The 21872-nt window shown below is 37.8% G+C and carries 24 protein-coding genes and 1 riboswitch; of the genes, 5 read left to right on the top strand and 19 right to left on the bottom strand.

The window, feature by feature from the left end; genetic code table 11:
* Nucleotides 1-66: 66 nt before the first annotated feature.
* The 6 genes from ACAN52_RS08080 to ACAN52_RS08055 form a co-directional block, all read right to left on the bottom strand.
* Nucleotides 67-408 (bottom strand): GIY-YIG nuclease family protein, encoded by a 342-nt coding sequence (locus ACAN52_RS08080; protein WP_378954114.1) that lies wholly within the window; start codon nucleotides 406-408, stop codon nucleotides 67-69.
* A 24-nt stretch (nucleotides 409-432) separates the two neighbouring features.
* Nucleotides 433-1188 (bottom strand): DUF2087 domain-containing protein, encoded by a 756-nt coding sequence (locus ACAN52_RS08075; protein WP_378954113.1) that lies wholly within the window; start codon nucleotides 1186-1188, stop codon nucleotides 433-435.
* A 191-nt stretch (nucleotides 1189-1379) separates the two neighbouring features.
* Nucleotides 1380-3449: a substrate-binding domain-containing protein gene (locus ACAN52_RS08070; RefSeq protein WP_378954111.1), complete on the bottom strand. Its 2070-nt coding sequence runs from the start codon at nucleotides 3447-3449 to the stop codon at nucleotides 1380-1382.
* A 131-nt stretch (nucleotides 3450-3580) separates the two neighbouring features.
* A complete protein-coding gene (locus ACAN52_RS08065) occupies nucleotides 3581-5422 on the bottom strand; it encodes a TRAP transporter large permease subunit (RefSeq protein ID WP_378954109.1) in 1842 nt (613 codons plus the stop codon).
* A 75-nt stretch (nucleotides 5423-5497) separates the two neighbouring features.
* Nucleotides 5498-6520: a TRAP transporter substrate-binding protein gene (locus ACAN52_RS08060; RefSeq protein WP_378954108.1), complete on the bottom strand. Its 1023-nt coding sequence runs from the start codon at nucleotides 6518-6520 to the stop codon at nucleotides 5498-5500.
* A 319-nt stretch (nucleotides 6521-6839) separates the two neighbouring features.
* Nucleotides 6840-7319 (bottom strand): YhcH/YjgK/YiaL family protein, encoded by a 480-nt coding sequence (locus ACAN52_RS08055; protein WP_378954107.1) that lies wholly within the window; start codon nucleotides 7317-7319, stop codon nucleotides 6840-6842.
* 339 nt (nucleotides 7320-7658) lie between these two features.
* Here ACAN52_RS08055 and ACAN52_RS08050 point away from each other — a divergent pair, with 339 nt between their 5' ends.
* Nucleotides 7659-8051: a DUF6173 family protein gene (locus tag ACAN52_RS08050; RefSeq protein ID WP_378954106.1), complete on the top strand. Its 393-nt coding sequence runs from the start codon at nucleotides 7659-7661 to the stop codon at nucleotides 8049-8051.
* Between the two features lie 11 nt (nucleotides 8052-8062).
* On the opposite strand, the gene ACAN52_RS08045 is transcribed toward ACAN52_RS08050, so the two are convergent.
* The 10 genes from ACAN52_RS08045 to hisG form a co-directional block, all read right to left on the bottom strand.
* Entirely contained in the window at nucleotides 8063-8380 is a 318-nt protein-coding gene (locus ACAN52_RS08045) for a hypothetical protein (protein WP_378954105.1), read from the bottom strand.
* 20 nt (nucleotides 8381-8400) lie between these two features.
* On the bottom strand, nucleotides 8401-9138 hold the full coding sequence (locus tag ACAN52_RS08040; protein ID WP_378954104.1) for a SagB/ThcOx family dehydrogenase: 738 nt from the start codon (nucleotides 9136-9138) through the stop codon (nucleotides 8401-8403).
* Nucleotides 9139-9244: 106 nt separating this feature from the next.
* Entirely contained in the window at nucleotides 9245-9898 is a 654-nt protein-coding gene (gene hisIE, locus ACAN52_RS08035) for a bifunctional phosphoribosyl-AMP cyclohydrolase/phosphoribosyl-ATP diphosphatase HisIE (RefSeq protein ID WP_378954102.1), read from the bottom strand.
* On the bottom strand, nucleotides 9898-10656 hold the full coding sequence (hisF, locus tag ACAN52_RS08030; RefSeq protein ID WP_378954101.1) for an imidazole glycerol phosphate synthase subunit HisF: 759 nt from the start codon (nucleotides 10654-10656) through the stop codon (nucleotides 9898-9900). Before hisF ends, hisIE begins: the two co-directional genes overlap by 1 nt.
* Before the next feature lie 4 nt (nucleotides 10657-10660).
* The gene (gene hisA, locus ACAN52_RS08025) at nucleotides 10661-11389 is read right to left on the bottom strand and encodes a 1-(5-phosphoribosyl)-5-[(5-phosphoribosylamino)methylideneamino]imidazole-4-carboxamide isomerase (protein WP_378954099.1); all 729 of its coding nucleotides are present in this window, start codon (nucleotides 11387-11389) and stop codon (nucleotides 10661-10663) included.
* Nucleotides 11386-11994, bottom strand: a complete 609-nt coding sequence (gene hisH, locus ACAN52_RS08020) for an imidazole glycerol phosphate synthase subunit HisH (protein WP_378954098.1) — start codon at nucleotides 11992-11994, stop codon at nucleotides 11386-11388. The genes hisA and hisH overlap by 4 nt, the downstream gene beginning before the upstream one ends.
* 15 nt (nucleotides 11995-12009) lie before the next feature.
* Nucleotides 12010-12597 (bottom strand): imidazoleglycerol-phosphate dehydratase HisB, encoded by a 588-nt coding sequence (gene hisB / locus ACAN52_RS08015; protein ID WP_378954367.1) that lies wholly within the window; start codon nucleotides 12595-12597, stop codon nucleotides 12010-12012.
* Nucleotides 12597-13661, bottom strand: coding sequence for a histidinol-phosphate transaminase (gene hisC / locus ACAN52_RS08010; protein WP_378954097.1), 1065 nt, complete (start codon nucleotides 13659-13661; stop codon nucleotides 12597-12599). Before hisC ends, hisB begins: the two co-directional genes overlap by 1 nt.
* On the bottom strand, nucleotides 13661-15001 hold the full coding sequence (hisD, locus tag ACAN52_RS08005) for a histidinol dehydrogenase (protein WP_378954096.1): 1341 nt from the start codon (nucleotides 14999-15001) through the stop codon (nucleotides 13661-13663). Before hisD ends, hisC begins: the two co-directional genes overlap by 1 nt.
* Nucleotides 15002-15003: 2 nt before the next feature.
* On the bottom strand, nucleotides 15004-15663 hold the full coding sequence (hisG, locus tag ACAN52_RS08000; RefSeq protein WP_378954095.1) for an ATP phosphoribosyltransferase: 660 nt from the start codon (nucleotides 15661-15663) through the stop codon (nucleotides 15004-15006).
* A gap of 265 nt (nucleotides 15664-15928) precedes the next feature.
* Between hisG and ACAN52_RS07995 the strand changes: the two genes are divergently transcribed.
* Nucleotides 15929-16879 (top strand): D-2-hydroxyacid dehydrogenase, encoded by a 951-nt coding sequence (locus tag ACAN52_RS07995; protein ID WP_378954093.1) that lies wholly within the window; start codon nucleotides 15929-15931, stop codon nucleotides 16877-16879.
* 8 nt (nucleotides 16880-16887) lie between these two features.
* Here ACAN52_RS07995 and ACAN52_RS07990 read toward each other — a convergent pair whose 3' ends face one another.
* From ACAN52_RS07990 to ACAN52_RS07980, 3 genes are read right to left on the bottom strand one after another with little or no spacing between them, the layout of a single operon-like run.
* Entirely contained in the window at nucleotides 16888-17415 is a 528-nt protein-coding gene (locus ACAN52_RS07990; protein ID WP_378954092.1) for an HD domain-containing protein, read from the bottom strand.
* Nucleotides 17416-17437: 22 nt separating this feature from the next.
* Entirely contained in the window at nucleotides 17438-18622 is a 1185-nt protein-coding gene (gene hisZ / locus ACAN52_RS07985) for an ATP phosphoribosyltransferase regulatory subunit (protein ID WP_378954091.1), read from the bottom strand.
* Between the two features lie 15 nt (nucleotides 18623-18637).
* Nucleotides 18638-18985, bottom strand: coding sequence for a YerC/YecD family TrpR-related protein (locus ACAN52_RS07980; protein ID WP_378954090.1), 348 nt, complete (start codon nucleotides 18983-18985; stop codon nucleotides 18638-18640).
* Between the two features lie 157 nt (nucleotides 18986-19142).
* Nucleotides 19143-19249, top strand: a riboswitch (SAM riboswitch).
* Nucleotides 19250-19330: 81 nt separating this feature from the next.
* Here ACAN52_RS07980 and ACAN52_RS07975 point away from each other — a divergent pair.
* The 3 genes from ACAN52_RS07975 to ACAN52_RS07965 are packed head-to-tail and all read left to right on the top strand — an operon-like array spanning nucleotide 19331 to nucleotide 21859.
* Nucleotides 19331-20389 (top strand): methionine ABC transporter ATP-binding protein, encoded by a 1059-nt coding sequence (locus ACAN52_RS07975; RefSeq protein ID WP_378954089.1) that lies wholly within the window; start codon nucleotides 19331-19333, stop codon nucleotides 20387-20389.
* Complete coding sequence (locus ACAN52_RS07970) at nucleotides 20358-21011, top strand: methionine ABC transporter permease (protein ID WP_378954087.1); 654 nt, start codon at nucleotides 20358-20360, stop codon at nucleotides 21009-21011. The genes ACAN52_RS07975 and ACAN52_RS07970 overlap by 32 nt, the downstream gene beginning before the upstream one ends.
* A 20-nt stretch (nucleotides 21012-21031) precedes the next feature.
* A complete protein-coding gene (locus ACAN52_RS07965; RefSeq protein WP_378954086.1) occupies nucleotides 21032-21859 on the top strand; it encodes a MetQ/NlpA family ABC transporter substrate-binding protein in 828 nt (275 codons plus the stop codon).
* Nucleotides 21860-21872 lie beyond the last annotated feature (13 nt).

Genomic DNA, 21872 nt, shown 5'->3' with positions numbered 1-21872 from the left:
ACAGGAAAAATGCATGGGCTCAATATACAGAATTACACTGTGTATTGAGCCCATGGTCTTTTTCCCTTAATGATAACCTCTATCTCCAAATGGCTGAAGCTGATTCAGCCATTTTTCTTCAAGTTTTTTCAACTCTTCTTTTTCATTAAAAAATTCTTCATTTTGATTTTTCACCACTTCTAATACTTCAAAAACAAATGAATCCTTACCAAATTGATTCCATTCTTTTTGGAGTTGCTTATTGGGATGACTGCCATGTTCTAATTGGAATTTCTGACCATTCATTGTTTTTAAATTTTTACTGATTTTAATAAACACTTTTTCATTTTTTATATTTTTAATTTGAAATATACCAGGTTCTATTTTTATTTCTTTATATAAGCGTTTTAAGTCTTTTTTATGATCCATTTTTTATTTTCCTACTTTCTATTATTATTTCTTTAACCAATATTGACTTCCATCAACTGTTCTATCCAAAAAACCATATTCAATTAAATATCTTCGCACTGTGACATAATCTTCATAAATAGGTTTTAAAATTAGATTCACCTCTTTTTCATTATAAATTCGCTCACCTTCAAACCGTTTCGCAATTTCTTGAAGAACAACTAACTTGTGTTTTTCCTTTAGGGAAAAACTTTTTAATGAACCTTCAACTCCTTGAGGAAATTGTTTTTTCAGAATTTCTTCCTTTTCCTCGCAAGTAATGTTATACCGATCATCCATCATCGTAGCAGTGTTATGAAAATTTAAAAAAGTTGGTGCATGATCGTCTTTCTCTTTTAAAAGTTCCATCATCGTTAAAAAAACTTTAGCTTGACGTTCTTTCTCTTTTAAAATGAAACGATGATTACGAATGGTAGAAGCACTACCAATCTCCATTTCTTTTTGTACTTCTATATCACTTTTTCCTTGATAAAAAAGCCTCAGGAGGCTATTTTGATGATCCGTAAGCCCTGTAATTTTTTTATCTAATTGGATCAAATATTCAAATACGGATCCATGAATATTTTCGATATGAATACACATGGTTTTTTCTGCTTCATAGAAAATCCCACCCTCAGGATAAATAATTCCTTTTTCAATTTTTTTACCACACAACAAGCATATATAATATTTTTTTTCCTCAATGTATCCCTTTGTCAGTTCCTCTAATGACGCATTCCAAAATAAATCTAAAATATCCATGTTTTAAACACATCCTATATTCGTTTGTTATTATATAGACATTATATAGTTGTGTTTATTAAAAATCAATTGTTTTTTAATAAGCACAACTATATTTACGATCATCATCTTCATACATATAAAAAGCTCTACCATAGTAATTTATTACCATGATAGAGCTTTTTATATTATTTTGTACTTATGATATTTGATTAATGCTTGATACTCATTTTATTGATCTCATAAGTATCAATATGTTCTATTGTATTTACACGATGATTCATACGGTGTTCATAAATACATTTAATTGCTACTTGAGCAAAAATATCTTGGCGTTGGGCAAGCAGTGCATCAAGAGTATTATCTTTCAAAGCACGTATGTTATCAGATACATTATCAAAACCAATGATTTTTTTCCCAGTTAAAATTCCCTTTGATTTAACCTTGTCAATAACCTGTGTAAATGAGGTATTGATTCCCGCAATGAGATCAACTTGAGGATATTCTTTCATGATTCGTTCTAAATCCTTACTGCGATCATCTATATTTACATGTCCTGTCTGATGACCTATTATTTTGATTTGAGGGAAATCAATAAGGTAATCTGTTATTCCTCGAATTCTTTGCTGCATATTCGGCCAAGTATTATTAGGTGAACTTATGATCACATTACCTTTAGCAAGGTTTTTTGCAATTAGCTTGCCTACATTTCGTCCTGCAGAATAATTATCAGTGCCGATATAACAAATTCGTTTACTCCCCGGGACATCACTGTCAATACAAACGGTTTGAATTCCTCGCTGGCTCATATCATTGATGATTGGAGTCATTTTTTCTGCTGATGCAGCCACAATGATCAGATAATTGATTCCTTTGTCGCACAGTTCTTTTATCACTTTAACCTGTTCTTCATGAGTCGGATGCTGAGGCCATTTTACGAACAACTCATAATCATATTTATCGGCTGTCTTTTTAGCATTTTCTACCATTGTGTTATTAAATGCACTATTACCCGGATTCACTGTAACTAAGGCTAATTTTACTTTTTCTTCCTGTTCTTCTTGGACATCATATTTATCAACATAGGTCACTACATCTGCAACAGTCACTTTTAATTTTTCAGCTAAATCGTACAACACTTCATCCGATTCTTTTAACTGCATATTCATTGATGTTGCTTCTTCTGCGGTAGCAGTTGATTCTTGAGCAATCATAGCTACATTTGTAATCGCATCTGCAAGTTCATTTTTCATAATTAGTAATTCACTCATATTATCTTTGACTACCGTTTGTTGAACAACAACCTCTCTGACATTTTCATCGATCTTCTTAAAAGTAGTACTTACTTCATTGACCGATTCTGTTTGAGCTTCAATCTTTTCAGCAGTACTACTAATAAAAATTACAGTATTTTCAATCTGATTTTGAATTGAAGAAATAATCTCTGAAATTTGTCTTGAAGATTTAAAGCTTTGTTCTGCTAATTTTCTTATCTCACCTGCAACAACAGAAAATCCTTTACCAAACTCACCTGCCCTCGCCGCCTCAATTGATGCATTCAAAGATAGTAAATTTGTCTGATTTGAAATTTCAGTCATCGCTCCTACAATCTGATTAATATTATTTGCACTATCTTTTAATTTTACCACTGTATTCATTACATGCAGAAAAGTATCCTTTGCTTCCTCACTTTTCAATCGTGCATTTGACATATTTTCATTACCAAGTGTATTTAATTGGTCTAAATTATGTATTTTATCTTCCGTAATACTGATCGCATGAGAAACATGATCAAACTTATCCGAAAGCGCTGAAATCGTTTGTAAACATTTTTCCGTATCTTGCGCTTGCTGCTCTGCACCACTCGAAACGGCATTGTTAGCTGTTAGCATCGATTTAGAGATCTCAGTTGAATCTTTAGTTGTATCAATCACTACATTTGAAAGTTTTAAGATTTGCTTCACAGAACCACGAAATTTCTTGATTACCAAAGTAAACTCTTGAACAATAAATAACAGATCTGGATTCATTTTTTTATCTTGTACAGCATTTTCCCAACCTTCAAGTTTACCTAATTTTATCAAGTTAGAAACTTCACTCAATGGTCTAGAATCTAGATGACTTCCATGCAAACACTTATAAATGATTGCTATAAATGCTACATTAGCGATTATAACAACTAAACAACCAAACAAGATTTCAGAGGTTCCCATTAGCCAAAGTCCTAAAAAAGAAAACAATAAAGAAAATAACGAGTTACTTATTATTTGTGTTTTTCTCATGTCTTTCTCCTATACACAAAATATATTTATGTCCTTTCCTATTACAAATTTTACAAAAGGAAACCGTTGCTGATTTCAACCATTTCCTTTTGCAAAATAAAGAGCTAACCAAACTGATCGTTCCATTTATTTTACTTTAATATCCCCATCATATTGGGTATTATCTGTACAATCCATGGGCAAGCCGTGACAATGGACAATACAATCAAATTCGCCAATGCAAATGGCCATACCGCTTTGGTAACAGCCTCTAAGCTAATATTCGTGATTGCTGTTGAGACGAACAGGCAAATACCGATTGGTGGTAAAATCATACCCAAGGCTGAATTAATCGCCACAATTATACCAAAATGAATAGGATCAACCCCTGCAGCCAACATTGCTGGTAAAAGTATAGGAATAACTACCAAAATACATGTTCCCGTCTCTAATACGGTATGAATCAGAATTAAAAAGATATTAACAATCACTAAAATCCAGAAAGGGTCATTCGTAATACTAAACAGCATCCCTGCAATTTCTTGAGGTATTTGCTGGGATGCTAAGTACCAAGCCAATAGCATTCCTGCTGAGGCGATGGACATAACCCGCGCCGTGTTGACAGCACCCGTCGTTACGACTTCTGGAATTTTACTAAGTGGCAACTCTTTGTAAAAAACAGTACTTACGAGTAAAGCATAGATAACCGTTACTGCACCTGCTTCTGTTGCAGTAAATAATCCACCCAAAATGCCGCCCAAAATTAGAACCGGTGTAAATAAAGCCCATATTGAGTGAATAAATGCCTTACCTAGATTCTTAAATCCGACCCACTCCTCCGCAGGATAATTACGTTTACGAGCTATGATGAGGCCCGTGATGATAAAAGACAGGGCGACTAAGAAACCAGGTATAAAGGAAGCCATAAATAAATGGGTAATTGAAACATTCGCAACAAAAGCATACAATAACATACCTGAACTAGGAGGAAATTGAACACCTAATGATCCAGCAGCAGCTTGCAATGCTGTAACAAAATTCCGCTCATATCCTCGCTTAATCATACCTGGCATCATGACATTACCAATTGCAGCCGTATCAGATGCTGCTGAACCGGACATATCAGCAAAAATGACACTGGCAATCACATTGGCCGGAATTAACCCTCCCCGTATCCAACCGATCAAAGAACTAGCAAAATTGATCAGCCTAAGGGCAATGCCACCTTCATGCATAATGGCACCAGCTAACATAAAAAATGGTACAGCCATTAATGTAAATGAATCTAAGCCAACAAACATGCGTTGAGGGACAATCGTCAAAGGAATATCACCCGTGGCAGTAAATGCTATAATTGTTACCATTGCTAATGAAACAAAAATTGGCACACTCATGGCAAAAAATAGTAATAATAAGACAATCAGTAACATATTGATTTGTTCAAAGGGTTGACTTGTAACTAAAGAAAAAACTGCAGCAACGACCAACATAATACCTACACCTAGAAAGGAATTTCCCAATTTTTCCTGTGATTCTTCAGCGACTAGATACAAAGTATGAATCAACATGAAAAGACCGCCTAGGGGCAATGCAGCATAAGCCCAAGATATTGTAAAATCTAATGCTGGTGTTTTATCTGGAATAACTGCGATTGCAAGTTTAGTTCCTTCAACAATAAAATGGTAGAAAAAAAGTACAGCAATGCCACGTGTAAACAGAAATAAATAAGGCCGTAATTTAACAGGAAGCAGTTTTATACCAATTGTAATGTTGGGTAGAGAATTATAACGTAATGCCACCGATGCACCGAGAAAAGTCGTCCACATGAATGCGTAACGCGCTAGTTCTTCAGACCAGGATAAAGGCATTTTAAATACATAACGAAAGATAATTTGTAAAAATACTGCTGTTACCATGGTACAAGCTGCTGCGAGCAGTAACCCTTTCGCCAAACTGTTGACCCGATCGCTGATGAAACGTAAAAAATTGATCATAGTTTTATTTTCCTCCATCAACTGGTCATTATAGTGGTTAGAAACTCACTCTAACCACTATAATAGCCTTACATATTATTTACTGCGCAAATTCTCAATTTCATCAAAAGTTTGCTTGCCAACTACATCTTCTAAGGATTTCCAAAGAGGTTTAGCTCTTTCAAAGAAAGGTTGACTATTGACTTCATTAAATTTCATTCCAGCTGCTTTAAGTTTTTCAACAACATCTTTTTCAGTCTTTTGGAATATCTCACTTTCGTCTTTTTGTGACTCAACAGAAACTTCCATTAATACCTTTTGTGCCTCTGGAGAGAGTTTTGCCCAACTCTTTTGACCAATCAACAAGATATTTGGAGCAGCAAAATGATTGGTATAGGAGAAGTAGGGACATACTTCATTCATCTTAAAAGACAATACAGTCGCAGGATTGTTTTCCCAGCCATCAAGTATACCCGATTGTAAAGCATTATAGACAGCACCTTGGTCCATAGGAGTGGCAATCCCACCCATGGCATTAATACCATCAACCATAGTTTTGGCAGGCATGGTACGGATTTTTAATCCTTTTAAATCTTCAGGTACATTCACAGGTCCTTTTTTAGTTGTTATGCTGCGGAAACCACTCCATTGATAAGCTAAACCTTTTAAACCACTTGGCTCAAGTTCCTTGAATAGCTGTTGTCCAATAGGTCCATTTACAACCTTATACATATGCTCTTCTGATTGGAAAAGATAAGGTAAGCTAAAGACCTGCCACCGAGGTGCAAAGCTAGTCATGAGGGCACTATTCACATTTGCCATATCAACCGTACCAAGCTTCATTCCTTCCACTAAATCTCGTTCCTGACCTAATGTTCCGTTATTAAATACAGTAATTTCAATTTCTCCATTACTTCTCTCTTTTACTTTCTTAGCATATAAAATAGCAGCTGCCGCTATCGGATGGCTATCAGGTAACTGAGTGGCTAATTTAATCTTATACTTAGGTGCATTTGCTTGTTGTTGAGCTGCAGGTTTTTGCCCACCGCATCCTGATAGAATGGTTCCCATTAAAAATACGGCCGCCATAAGGAACATTAAAATCTTAGACTTTTTCATGTTCTTACTCTCCTTTTATTTTCAATATATACAACTTTTTTGAATATTAAGTCATTTTTTGTCGTAATTATACTTAATATTTAAAATATTCTAGTTATTTTTTTTGCACTTTTCCTTTAGTATTCGATCTAGTCAACAGCTTTCCTCATAAACTCCTGATGATTCTTCAGCTTCGATGTGGTTATAACACCTCTATATTTTTTCCATGCTATAACCACATATCAACCATATACGACTGGCTAATTATTTTGCTAGTCCATTATAAAAAATCCTTAATTACCGACTATAAAAACTTGATTTAACGATAACCGAAAGTTGCTTACTTCTCGTCTAAAGCACTGGTTTTGATTTTTAGTACAACCTTGTGTACGATCACATCTGGTTGACTTGTACAACCTGGGCGATGAATATCCCATGGGAAACATAACGCATACATGCCTGCTGATACCTTACTATAGTTCTCATTTTCTACACTGTTATAGAAAGTCGCATCTTTCTCTTCAGAATATTCTTCAGAGATCTCCGCTTTGTCTGACAGTCGACTAAATCCGATTAACTCTTCCCCAGAATGAATATATTGTATATCAATGTATTTGATATGAGTTTCGGTTTTACGATTTTCTTTTGCATCCGGTGTATATTTTGAAACAATAGCAAACATATTTTCGCCATCAATTTCGTACTTCCCATCAGCCATTGCAGAAAAATCTGTGTTTTTTATGTATGCTAAACCTTTCCGTAAAACCTCTGGATAAAAAATATTTTCATCATCTAGATTATCAATATGACCTAAAATCATGTCACCACTCCTTTTTTCAAACTACAATAATAAACGATCTGCCAACCGCCCTATCACCATTAAACCACCCTTTCTACAGTCCACAATGTGGATTAAAATTCTATCTTATGATATATATACGCTTTTAGAATTTAAAATCCTTCTCATTTCTTTGAAATAATTATTTTTTTCCAAGATATACAATCTTTTTTACAAAAAACTAATGACTATATAAAAAAAGATGCTACTCATAGGCATGGCCTGAGCAGCATCTTCTTTTTTCCCATACAAGCACTTTTTTCGTTGAATTGAATAGATCAATATAAGGAATCAAAAATCCTTTTTGCGAGGTGTACCAGTATGATTATGAATCCATTAGAAGGCATCACAGCAAATATCCCCATGTCGAGAGCTAAATCCTTCGTCGAACAGATGACAGAGATCAATCAGCCGTATACGGCAAAAAATATCTTTAATGAATTGATTCAACGAATACAGAAATTTGAGTTTGAATTGAATGAAGAACATGAAGTCGGTATGCAACTTGTCAGTTTTGGAGAATCTACACAATTCAGCGTCTTACGTCTCGGTTATACAGACCCTAGCATTATCTGGTTTGAAGGTGTGCTACCTGACGGCTCTCATGTTGAACTGATACAACATGTCACTCAAATTAGTTTTTTGATGGTTGCTTTAAAACGCCAAGACCCAGAAAAGCCCAAAGCTCCGATTGGTTTTTTTCTCCCTAGTTAATATAATATATCTTAAAGTACATTTTTGTTATTACACGAATATTGTACTAACTGGGGAAAGCCCTTCGCTTCAAATTTAAAAATAATTTGCCCTTTATTAAATTTCTCCCGCTCAGAATCAACTTTTGAAACAAAATACTCCAAACCATATTGGGAAAAAACAGTCCATAAACTGCAAGGTAATTCATCTAACTCTTTATATGTAATTAAAAAAGGTTCATCATAGGCCCCTTCAAAAAGCCTTTTTCTCCATAGGCTGTCTTGACTAATTTCCTCTACAGTATCTTCTAGATATTTTTCATGAGATTTCTCAGCTATTGCAAATTGCATGATTATACTTACCTACTTTCTTACCTTTTCCCTACAGTCCCCACATACACTACAAAGTTTTCTTCACCATCAATCCCCACAACTTGATTCAGTACCTCATCATCAAAAGCTGCGATAGCACATGCTCCGCAACCAATAACTTGGGCTGATAGATATAGGTTCTGGCAAACATGTCCTGCATCTAAATGAATATAGCGATAACCTCGTTCGCCATAACGCCAGGTCATGCGAGCTATATCTGCAGCCCAAATGAAGGTGACAGCACTGGTTCTTACAAATTTTTGACCTAAACAAGCTTCTGTTATTTCCTCGGCAATACGATCTGTCATGTTGACCTCAGCAAGCTTATGTTCAAGGGCTAGGAAGCGATACAAGCCAGGTTTTAACCCTTCTACATGATTAATGAGCAGATAAGTTTCAAAGGCATGACGGGCCCCTGCTGATGGCACAGTACGTAAAGTCGCTTTATCCCCTAACACTTGTTTCACACCTTGCGTGCACCAGAGTAAAAAAGATAGTTCAAGCAAGCTAATTGGCATGTGCTGATAATCCCGGACACTGGTTCTGAGTTCAACAGCAGCCATAAAATCAATATTAATTGCTGGAATATCTTCTGGCATAGGTAAGTCAATGATTCTTTCCGTACCAGAATAGAAGGCTTCTAAGGGTGGCTGAGGCAGTTGTTGTTTTTGACCTGATGGTTCTAAATTTCCATAATGAGTTTTCACCATAAACTCTTGACCAATTGTTTTTGACATGTTAGCACCTCTTTCTATCTCTATCATTTGAATTAAAACTTATAATATCCTTAATACAGCATCTATATTGTAATAAAAACTTGGCAAAAATGCCAAGTTTTTATTGCTATTTTCTTCTTTTTTGTAATTCTGCCATCAGCTCACTCGGAGTCACATCATGATTGGCAAGCAGTACCAAGCAGTGATACCATAAATCCGACATTTCCGATATCAGTTCATTTTTATCATTATTTTTAGAAGCAATAATGGTTTCAGCCGCTTCTTCGCCCACTTTTTTCAAGATTTTATCTTGACCTTTTTCAAATAGGTATGTGGTATAAGAACCTTCTTTAGGGTTTAATTTACGATCATTGATAATATGATAAAGATCATGTAAAACACCTGATAAGGATTGCCCATAGATTTTACTCGTATCGGCAATGAGTTCACCCTCAATTTCAGTTTCTCCGAGTTTACGGCTAAAGCAGGATAATGTACCTTCATGGCAAGCAGCACCTATTTGCTCTACTTCAATGAGTAAGGTATCAGCGTCACAGTCATAGTGGATATCTTGGACTTTTTGTACATGACCTGAAGTTTCCCCTTTTTGCCATAGACTGTGGCGGCTACGGCTATAAAACCAAGTGACACCCGTTTCCACAGTTTTAGTAAGTGATTCTTTATTCATATAGGCAAGCATCAGTACAATACCCGTTTCAGCCTGCTGAATGATCGCTGGAACTAAGCCTTTTTCATCAAATTTAATGTTATCTATATTCATTATCTTCTTACCTCGATCCCTCTTGATTTTAGATATTCTTTGACCTCACCCACGGTAAATTCGCCAAAGTGAAATACTGAAGCAGCCAACACGGCATCGGCTTTACCTAAAGTTAATACATCATAAAAATGTTCTAGAGCACCTGCACCACCAGAGGCAATAACAGGTACATTGACTGCTTCTGATACAGCTCTGGTCAGAGGAATATCATAACCATCTTTCACACCATCTTGGTCCATACTGGTCAATAGTATTTCTCCTGCCCCAAGACCAGTAGCTGTTTTCACCCAATCAATCACATCAAGTCCAGTAGGGGTACGTCCTCCATTAATATAGACTTCCCATTTATTCTCTCCTGTTTGTCTGGCATCGACAGCAAGAACAATACATTGACTGCCAAAGCGTTTGGCTCCTTCGGCAATCAGCTCAGGATTCTTAATGGCTGCTGTATTAAGAGAAACTTTATCAGCCCCCGCTTTTAGCATTTTTCGTATATCCTCAACCGTACGAATACCACCGCCTACTGTGAAGGGAATAAAAACTTGAGATGCAGTTCGTTCGACCATCTCCACCATGGTATTACGTTCGTCTGAGGATGCAGTAATGTCTAAAAATATAAGTTCATCAGCGAGTTCCCGGTCATAAATAGAAGCGAGTTCTACGGGGTCACCAGCATCCCTTAAACCAACAAAATTAGTTCCTTTGACCACCCGTCCATCTTTCACATCTAGACAGGGAATAATACGTTTCGTGTGCATATTGTCACTCTCCCCGTGCTAGCGTAAGGGCATCAGTCAGATTTAAACTACCCATATAGATGGCTTTGCCAACAATGACCCCTTCAATGCCTGCCTTCTCTGCTGCTTTAATCGCCTTCATATCGTCTATATCCCGTACTCCACCAGAGGCAATAACTGGAATACCTGCCGCCTGAGCTAGGGAAGCAGTAGCCTCTACGTTGACGCCTGATAACATGCCATCCCGGGAAATATCCGTATAAATAATGCGTGCAACTCCCACCTGAGCCATACGTTTAGCCAGTTCTTCTGCACTAATTCCACCTGTCACACCCCAGCCTTCTACCGCGGCTTGACCATCACGGGCATCGATCCCTACCACAATTCGATCACCATACAATTTGCAAGCTGCCGCAACGAGTTCTGGTTCCCGCACTGCAATAGAACCTAAAATCACTCGATCTACGCCAGTTTCTAAACACTCTCGAATATTGTCTAAGGTACGAATACCTCCACCTAATTGAACAGGAATTTTCACTGCTTCTATAATTTCTCGGATAGCTGCCATATTGACAGGTTTGCCTGCAAGAGCTCCATCTAAATCAACTAAATGCAGATACTGAGCTCCTTCATTTGCCCAACGCACTGCCATATCAACAGGTTTGTCAGCAAAAATCGTTTCTTGGTCAAAGCGCCCTTCCGTCAGTCGTACACATTTGCCGCCTCTAATATCAATCGCTGGAAAAATAATCATCGTTTCATCTCCTTAAAATTCGCCAGCATCGCCAGACCTAAGGTACTTGATTTTTCTGGATGAAATTGTACGGCTTGCACATTCCCTCGTCCTACTGCAGCTGTTACTGGACCGCCATAGTCAACAACAGCCGTAATGATCCCTGAATCTTCAGGTACTGCGTGATAGCTATGGACAAAATAAACATAAGGCTCAGCCGGCATATTCAAAAACAAAGGGCTATCAGCAGCAAATTCTAAAGAGTTCCAACCCATTTGAGGAATTTTAAGCTCAGGAGCTACAATTTTACGCACGATCCCTGGAAAAACTCCGAGACCTTTTACGCCGGGGTCTTCTTCACTGCCTTCAAACAAAACTTGCATACCAAGACAAATCCCAATAAAAGGTGTACCTCGCTCTATAACAGTATGAATGACATCAATCATTCCACATTCTGTCAAATTATTCATGCAATCACCAAAAGCGCCTACACCTGGTAATACAACCTTCTCAGCACTTAAGATCACTTCTGGATCACTGGTAACGACGACCTCTGCCCCTAGTTTAACAAAGGCTTTTTCTACACTAAATAAATTGCCCATACCATAATCAATAATCGCAATCATGATGATACCCCCTCTCTATAGCATGCCTTTCGTCGACATCACACCAACAATGCGCTCATCTTTCCTCGTTGCTTCATCAAGTGCTCGTCCTAGGGCTTTAAATACACCCTCTACAATATGGTGAGCATTTTTCCCCGCAAGCATTTTTACATGGAGAGTCAGTCCAGCATGCACAGCAAGAGCCCGTAAAAATTCTTCCGTAAGTTCACTATCGAAATTTCCAATACGCTCAGTTGGAATTTCTACATCAAATGCTAAAAAAGGGCGACCGCTAATATCAAGAGATACCATGATCAAAGCTTCATCCATGGGTACAAAAGCTGTACCATAACGCTTGATACCACTTTTATCCCCAAGAGCTTTAGTCAAAGCTTGACCTAATACAATTCCTGTATCTTCTACAGTATGATGCCCATCAACATATAAATCACCATCAACAGTAAGATTTAGATCAAGAAAACCATGTTTCGTAAACAAAATCAACATATGATCAAAAAAACCAATACCAGTTGCAATGTCACTTTTTCCTGTACCATCAATCGAAAGGGCTGCTGTAATATCGGTCTCTGCCGTCTGACGTTTTATCTCTGCCGTACGCATCATCATATGCCTTCTTTCATAAAAGTGACAATGGATTTTAATAGACCATCATTCTCTAGAGGTGTGCCGACGGTAAACCGAATGCAATTGATGAGACCTGGTGCAGCACTAAAATCTCGAATACCAATATTTTTTTCTGATAAATAAGCAGCAAGTTCTTTTGATTTTGCTGTTTTGATCAAGATAAAATTAGCTTCTGATGGGTAAACTTTAATACCAGAAATGCTTTCTAAAGCCATCGCCAACCGTTTGCGTTCAGCAATAATTTGCTCAAGACCTGGCATAAATTCATCACGCATTTGATATAAAATTTCAGCTGTAACCAAAGACAAGGAATTAATATGATAAGGCTTAATGACACGCCCGAGCATGGAAATCACATCCGCATGAGCCAGCACATAACCGACACGAGCAGCTGCAAGACCATAAGCCTTCGAAAAAGTCCGCGCAATGATAAGATTGTCGTATTTTTCCATTAGTCCAACTGCGGACTCACCATAAAATTCAAAGTATGCTTCATCAACGAGTACTGGGCATGTAGCTCGACTCACGATGTATTCAATATCTTCCGTTGGCATGACAGTACCCGTTGGATTATTAGGATTGCATAAAATAATAAGCTTAGCATTTGATTTTTCTGCTGCTTCAAGAAATTTTTCCCGTGGTACTGAATAATCTTCATTTAGTGTTACAGCAACAGGCTCACTATCGGAAGACTGAGCATACACACTATACATAGAGAAAGATGGTGTAGGAAAAACAATACTTCGTCCTGGTCCGCCAAACAGCTGACATAAGTTCATAATAATTTCGCTGGAACCATTGCCAAGTTGCACATTTTGAATGTTCATGTTAAAACTTTCTGCAATGAGAGTTCGCAGCTCACGTGTTCCTATATCGGGGTAACGATTAAATGCCATATATTCAAATTGATTCATGACTCGTTCACGCACCAAAGGCGGTAAATTATGCGGACTTTCATTGGCATCCAATTTAATATCCCATTCTTTTTCTTCGATTGAATAAGGCTTTATTTTATCTAAACCTGGTCGATAATCAAAATTCATTATTTTCCCCTCACTCTAATTGCATTGGCATGAGCCGCAAGTCCTTCTGAGTCAGCAAGCGTGATCACATGGTGGGACACTGCCGTCAGAGCTTCTTTTGTATAAGCAATAATACTGGTTTTTTTCATAAAAGTTTCTACATTCAATACGGAATAAAACCTGGCCGTCCCACCCGTGGGTAATACATGATTAGGCCCTGCTAAGTAATCCCCTAATGGCTCTGGAGAATAAGGTCCTAAGAAAACAGCTCCTGCATTACGTACATAAGGCAACATAGCAAACGGTTGCTCCGTTAATATTTCTAAATGTTCAGGTGCGGACAGATTGGCCAGTTCCATTGCCTTTATCATATCTTCCACAATCAAAATTAATCCATTGCGTTCTAAAGCTGCTTTGGCAATCTCCATACGTGGTAGCTGCGCCAATTGTTGTTCAACTTCAAATTGGACTTTATCTGCTAATTCTTGAGAATTTGTAATTAAAATACTAGATGCCAATACGTCATGCTCCGCTTGGCTGAGCATATCAGCGGCAATATAAGAAGGATCAGCAGTCTGATCGGCTACAATCAAAATCTCACTTGGACCGGCAAGCATATCAATTCCACAATGACCATATACGGCTTTTTTGGCTAATGTTACAAAAATATTACCTGGTCCTGTGATTTTATCAACTTGAGGAATAAGCTCTGTACCAAAGGCTAATGCCGCAACTGCCTGCGCCCCGCCCACTTTGAAAATACGACTTACACCGGCTTCCCGAGCAGCAGTCAGCACATAGGGATTAACACTGCCATCTTTTGCTGGGGGTACGACCATAATGATCTCTTTTACTCCAGCTACAGAAGCCGGAACAGCGTTCATAATGACCGAAGATGGATAGGTTGCCGTCCCACCTGGTACATAAATGCCAACCCTTTCTAAAGGGATACAACTTTGCCCAAGCATAGAACCATGTTCCCGATAAGTGAGCCATGATTTAGGAAGTTGTTCTACATGAAAAGATCTCACATTGGCAATCGCTTGGCGTATAGCCGCTAAAACCTCACCATCTACTTGGGCTGCCGCTTGATCAAATTCTTCCTTGGTAACTTCTAACGTCTCAGCATTTAAAGTAACACCATCAATGTCACTCGTATAACGAAAAACAGCTTCATCGCCTTGACTGCGCACATCGTTTACAATTTTTTCCACAACCTCTACAGCTGTCAGTTCACTACCAAATACCTTAGCAATGCGAGCTTTTGCTCCTTCACCTAAAACCACTTGATCAAAAGGTGGTTTTTTCAGTAGTGCCGCCACATCCTTAATTAACATTTCTTTTGTATTGATGATTCTCATTGTTATGCCTCGCTTTCCAGCAATGCTTTTAATTGTTCTGTTAGTTTATTAATCCGATCAAATTTCATTTTAAAACTAACACGATTGGCAATCAGACGCGCAGTCGCCACTTGAATATTGGCTACTTCTACCAAATTATTTGCTCTGAGAGTGCTGCCTGTTTCCACAATATCGACAATAATTTCTGCTAAACCTACCATAGGTGCCAATTCAATAGAGCCATTTAATTTGATAAATTCCATCTGCATCCCCATACTATGAAAAAAACGTTCCGCAACCTGAGGATATTTAGTTGCCACTCGCATATGAGCATAATCACTTAACTTTTCTTGTTTCAGTGCTTCAGGTACAGCAACCATAATACGGCACAACGAAAATTTCAAATCCAATAATTCATAGACATCTTTACAGTCTTCCATTAACACATCTTTGCCTATAATACCAATATCAGCTGCTCCATACTCCACATAAGTCGGTAAATCAGCTGTTTTCGTAATAATAAAACGTATCTTTTCTTTTTCATTTGTAATAATTAATTTCCGAGAATTCTCCGTCAAATCCTCGGCTGTATATCCAATTTTCCCTAACATTTCAACTGATTTTCCAAAAACTTTGCCTTTAGGCAAGGCTATTGTAAGATAATCCATATCACTTGAAGTCATGAAGTCCTCCTGTTCCTTTAGTTATTTAAAGCGTTAACATATAGCTATATTAACATTAGTTAAAATATTCGTCAATATAAATGTAGGATTTTAGAGTGTATATGTAGAATTAATTGGCAGAATAATAAAAGTTATTTAGATTTTTATCCGACAGCCAAGTCGCTGAATGCAAAAGACTAAGATTTAGATGGAGTTAAAACTCCACTTGAATCAAGTCTTCTTTATCTCTTATTGATAAACTATAAAAAAAGGGGTGTCCTATATAATGGCTCCATTAAATATTCTTGTAACGAATAGCTTAGCTGACCGCCACCATAAGGCAATTACAACGGTTTCACCTGATAGTACCATTATTTCATGCGATTTAGAACAAGCCAATGAATACATCGCAGATGCAGATATTTTAGTTACGTGGGGTGGAATGGATATTCGTCCTCTGCACCAAAACGCTCCAAAGCTTAAATGGGTTCATGCCCTCAGTGCAGGAGTTGAAAGTTTACTCTACCCAGAAATGCAGGCAAGTCATACTCTACTAACTAATTCACGAGGCATTCATGGTATTCCTATTTCTGAACATGTTCTCGCCATGATGCTTGCCTTCACCCGCGGACTGAATGTATTTATCCGTCAGCAGCCAAACAAACAGTGGAAACGAACCCCTGTTGAAGAAATTCATGATAAAACCATTGGAATTGTTGGTCTTGGCAGTATCGGCCGTGAAATTGCAAAAAAAGCTAAAGGTATGGGCATGCATGTCGTAGCTAGTAAACGAACGATGACAACTGAGATATTTGTGGATAAAATCTATGCCCCAAATCAACTCAATGAATTGCTTGCAATTTCTGATTTTGTAGTAGTCGCCCTTCCTTTAGTAGAAGAAACTAAAAATTTATTTACCATCAAAGAATTTTCTGCCATGAAGTCTTCAGCTTATTTTATTAATATTGCCCGTGGTGCTGTTGTAAATGAAGATGATTTAATTAAAGCCCTTGAAGAAAAGCTCATCAAAGGCGCTGGTTTAGATGTTTTTGTCAACGAACCCTTATCCGATACCTCTCCTTTATGGGACATGAAAAATGTCATTATCACGCCCCATCTGGCGGCTTTATCCCCTAATTATCTCGATAGAGCCATTAAATTATTTGCCGATAATTTATCAAGATTTATACAGCATAAAGAAATGTTAAATGTCATTGATAAAACCAAGGGTTATTAATCGGTCTGCTAATGCAGATCATCAGACTTACGCAATAACATCAGCTCCAGTGGATCATGTTCTGCTGGAGTTTCATGATGTTTGGCAACAAGTTCAATCACCTTGGGAGAGGCTCCAATTGCTTTAAGCATCGTCGAACTACGATGAGCATGATAAAAATAAATATAAAAAGCGTGCCGAATATTCATAAGCCGATTCCCGCGCCCTAGACGTCCCCACTTTTTAGACCACCGTGGTGCAAAGCGATGACCGATAACAGTTATAATCTTATCCATCGTGCTTACGTCACCCTTGATTTTACCCACATCATGAAGCAAGGCACATCTGACTAAAAGATTTATGTCAATGTTTTTATGTGCTTTTGCCAAACGCAGGGCTGTGTAAGCAACATTCAAAACATGACGTTGATCTGGTAAATTCATTCCCCAGAATAAGATCTGTTCAGACGACGTCAAATAACGATTTACAAATAATCGATCATCGTGAGTAATTTTAGCGGTTAATGCAGCAATTACTTGTTTTACTCGTTTAACCATATGTTTAGCCACCTATTTTGAGTTACTCCATATATAATAATTGGCCATACCCCTTACTTTTTTGACTGACTTCAGCCTCAGCTTGAGTTTGAGCAACAAGACCAATCTCAACTCGTTGACCTGCTGTACGAAGTTTTTCTCCTTGACCAATGGCAGCAAAGAGTTTATCAGTCCCCCAACCAATATAAACATCTTTCGCGCCTGGCATACTGACAATTCCTTGACGTTCTAAGGCCAGCAAAATACGTTCAATACCTAAAGCAAAGCCGGTTGCACAGCAATCCATCCCAAAGGAACTGAGCATGGTATCATATCGACCCCCACCGCATATAGGAAAACCGAGACCAGGTGTATATCCTTCAAATACCATTCCTGTATAATAATCAAAATCACGAATGATACCTAAATCAAAATCCACATATTGAGCCACTCCATAAATTTCGAGCAAACGATAGATTTCGGCTAAATTATCCAATGCTTTGTGACTCATCTCATTCGCCACCATACCATAGGCTTGTTTAAGCATATCCTGTTTACCATGTAACAACGGAATTTGTTTTAAAACTTTTTGTTCTTCTTTAGATAAACTGCTACTAACAAGAATTTCATCAACTCCAACTAAATTTCTTGTCAGCATAGCATTTTTAACCTGATATTGTTGTTCTTGTGAAAGACCGCTTTGCGCCATCACACCATTAATAAAATCAACTTGCCCTAAGCCAATTTGAAATTGTTTGAGTCCAGACTTTAGCATACTTTCAACAGCCAGTGCAATGACCTCAGCATCAGCTGTTGGTCCTGCTGCTCCCATCAACTCAACCCCAGCCTGATAAAATTCACATTGTCGCCCAGTCTGCGCTTGTTCGTAACGAAAGACATTGGTCAAATAGAATAATTTTATGGGCGCTAAACTTTCTTTAAGACGTGTAGCTGCCACCCGTGCCATTGGAGTTGTCATATCTGGACGCAAAGCCAAAATACGATTATTTTTATCAAAAAATTTGAACATATGCTGGTCTAAATCGTTGCCTGCTCCCACTGCCAAAGTCTCCAAATATTCCATGGTCGGCGTAACGACTTCATCATAACCCCAACTATCAAACAAATGAGCCAAAGCCCCTTCGACTGCACGCTTGCGACTGGCTTCTTTCGGCAAAAAATCTCGTGTCCCATAAGGAATTTGTGGAACAAATTCATGTTGACCCATAACTTTCACACTCCATTATTCATATTTTTTATCAGAATCAACTTTAGTAGTCGATTGGGTTTGAGCATTTTGAATTTCAACTCGTTCCAAAATAAGCTTGTATCCATCAGCACCATAATTTAAACAGCGTTTCACGCGACTAATGGTTGCTGTGCTTGCTCCTGTCTTTGCTACAATTTCATCATAAGTATGACCGCTCTTAAGCATGAAAGCTACTTCTAACCGTTGGGCTAGAGATTTCAGTTCACTAATGGTACAAATATCTTCAAAAAACTGATAACACTCTTCTTGATTCTCCAATAACAAAATTCCCTGAAATAATCGATCAGCCAATTCACCCTTTAACTTAGGATTTGTAGCCATAATATTATGATTCCCCTTTTTACTTTATCACTTTCAATCTTTACTTTGCTAAATTATAACATTATCTATAATAAAAAGTAAAGTAAACTCACCGCTCATTTTCCCATTGACACCGATCAAAGAGTATGTTATTATTCTACATGTTAAGTTAATATTCTTTTCATCAAGAGCAGTCGAGGGAATGGCCCTATGAAACTGCGGCAACCATTCACTTTTTGTGAAAACGGTGCCAACTCCACAGGAGTATATCCTGGCAGATGAAGCGCAACTAGATTAACGGTGCTGCTTCATGTTGTGAAGCAGCTTTTTATTTTACCAATCTACGGCAAGAAGGAGGTCATTACAGTGATTACATTACAAAACATTGAAAAAACTTACGAAAGTACGAATGGAATTGTACACGCCTTAAAAGGTGTAAACTTGACTGTAGCCCAAGGAGAGATTTTTGGAATTATCGGCACGAGTGGCGCTGGGAAAAGTACACTCATCCGTTGCATTAATATGTTAGAACGTCCAACGAAAGGGATCGTGACTGTTGATGGCCAAGAATTCACAAGTCTTACTGAGCTAGAATTACGGGAGCAACGTAAAAAAATCGGTATGATTTTCCAGCATTTCAATCTCTTATCATCACGTACAGTCTACCAAAATATCGCCTTTCCTCTTGAACTAGCAAAATGCAGTAAGGAAACTATCCATACTGAAGTTATGCATTTGCTTGATCTTGTTGGGCTAGCTGATAAAAAAGATCAATATCCTGCTCAGCTCAGCGGTGGACAAAAACAGCGTGTTGGCATTGCGAGAGCACTCGCTAATCATCCTAAAGTTTTATTATGTGATGAAGCAACCTCAGCTCTTGATCCACAAACAACAAAATCAATTTTAGAATTACTTAAAAATATTAATCGAGAATTTGGACTTACCATTGTTCTCATCACCCACGAGATGCAGGTCATCAAAGAAATTTGTAATCAAGTCGCCGTTATTGAAGGTGGTCTCATTATTGAACAAGGTCAAGTTTTGGATGTTTTCACTCAACCGAAAGAAAATACCACGAAAGAATTTATCAGTTCCATCATTAATCATAATTTACCTGATTTTTTTGCTGATCTTGTCTTATCGCCAACCCCAATTGATGACAGCAATCTAATTGTACGTTTGTCCTTTATTGGTCACTCCACTGAAGAACCTGTAATCTCTAGTATGGTTCGTCATTTCAATATTGATGCCAGCATTCTTTATGGCAATATTGATCATATTCAAAATACACTGTTTGGTACACTGCTTGTTGAACTCTCTGGAAATTCAAACGATCTTGAACAAGCACTACAGTATTTACACACACGAGAACTTGGAATTGAGGTGATTGGTTATGTCCCAAGACATGCTCGCACTACTGTTTAAATCCCTATGGGAAACGACCTACATGGTAGCAGTATCAGGAATTATTTCAGCCTTTTTCGGTATTCCCCTTGGTATTATTTTAGTGACCACTGATAAAGGGCATATTCTAGAGAATACTCCTCTTAATAAGATACTTGGTGTGATTGTCAACGCAACGCGCTCCACTCCATTTATTATCTTAATGGTAGCCATTATTCCTTTAACTCGTCTTATTGTTGGTACATCCATTGGTACTAATGCGGCTATTGTTCCCCTTTGCATTGCAGCCATCCCCTTTGTAGCTCGCATCGTCGAATCAGCTCTCAAAGAAGTGGATTATGGCGTAATCGAAGCAGCGCAAGCCATGGGCGCATCACCAATGGAAATTATCAGGAAAGTTCTTATACCAGAGGCGCTGCCCGCAATTATCTTAGGTCTTACATTAACAATTATCAGTTTAATTGGTTATTCAGCAATGGCTGGTGCTATTGGTGGCGGTGGCCTTGGTGATCTTGCTATACGTTATGGTTACCAACGTTTCCGGGCAGATATTATGCTGATTACTGTTCTTATCTTAATTGGGCAAGTACAAATTGTACAATCAACCGGCGACTATCTAGCGCGCCGCCTAAATAAAAAATAATTTTTTGGAGGGTTTAATTCATGAAAAAATTTATTCTTGCAATCATCGGAGTCCTCACTTTGGGCCTACTCATTACTGGATGCGGTCAACAAAGCGCAGCTCCTGCAGCTCCTGCCAAACAAGCAACTAATACAGTTTTAAAAGTTGGAGCTACCGCTGTACCTCATGCTGAAATTTTAAATGTCGTAAAACCATTACTTGCTAAAGAAGGCATTGACCTACAAATCATTGAAATGACTGATTATGTTAAACCAAATATTGCTGTTGCTGAGAAAGAACTAGATGCTAATTTCTTTCAGCATATTCCTTATCTGACTAAGTTTTCTACAGAACGAAATTTAGCACTAACCTATACAGCTGCCGTGCATATTGAACCAATGGGTATTTATTCAAAGAAAATCAAAAACTTGACTGAACTTCCTGCAGGTGCTAAAGTTGCCATTCCTAACGATCCTACCAATGGCGGTCGCGCTCTTGCTCTACTTGAAAAAGCTGGTATCATTAAATTGAAAGATGGTGTTGGTATCAATGCAACAGTAAATGACATTGCTACAAATGCTAAAAACATTCAAATTAGCGAACTAGAAGCTCCTCAACTTCCTCGTGTTCTTGAAGATGTGTCCATCGCTGTCATTAACACCAACTATGCATTAGAAGCAAAATTAGTTCCTACGAAAGATGCTCTATTTATCGAACAAAAAGATTCTCCTTATGTAAATATTTTGACTGTTCGCAAAGGCGATGAAACTCGCCCTGAAATTCAAAAATTAACAAAAGCTCTCACTTCTGATGAAGTACGAAAATTTATTAACGAAAAATATCAAGGTGCTGTCGTACCAGCATTCTAACTACAAAACAAAA

Origin of the sequence: Pelosinus sp. sgz500959 (assembly GCF_042610375.1) — a bacterium.
In the GTDB taxonomy this organism is placed as follows: Bacteria; Bacillota; Negativicutes; order DSM-13327; family DSM-13327; genus CTSoil-075.
Note: the sequence above shows the minus strand (reverse complement) of the source record. Positions and strands in the feature narration are given on the sequence as shown.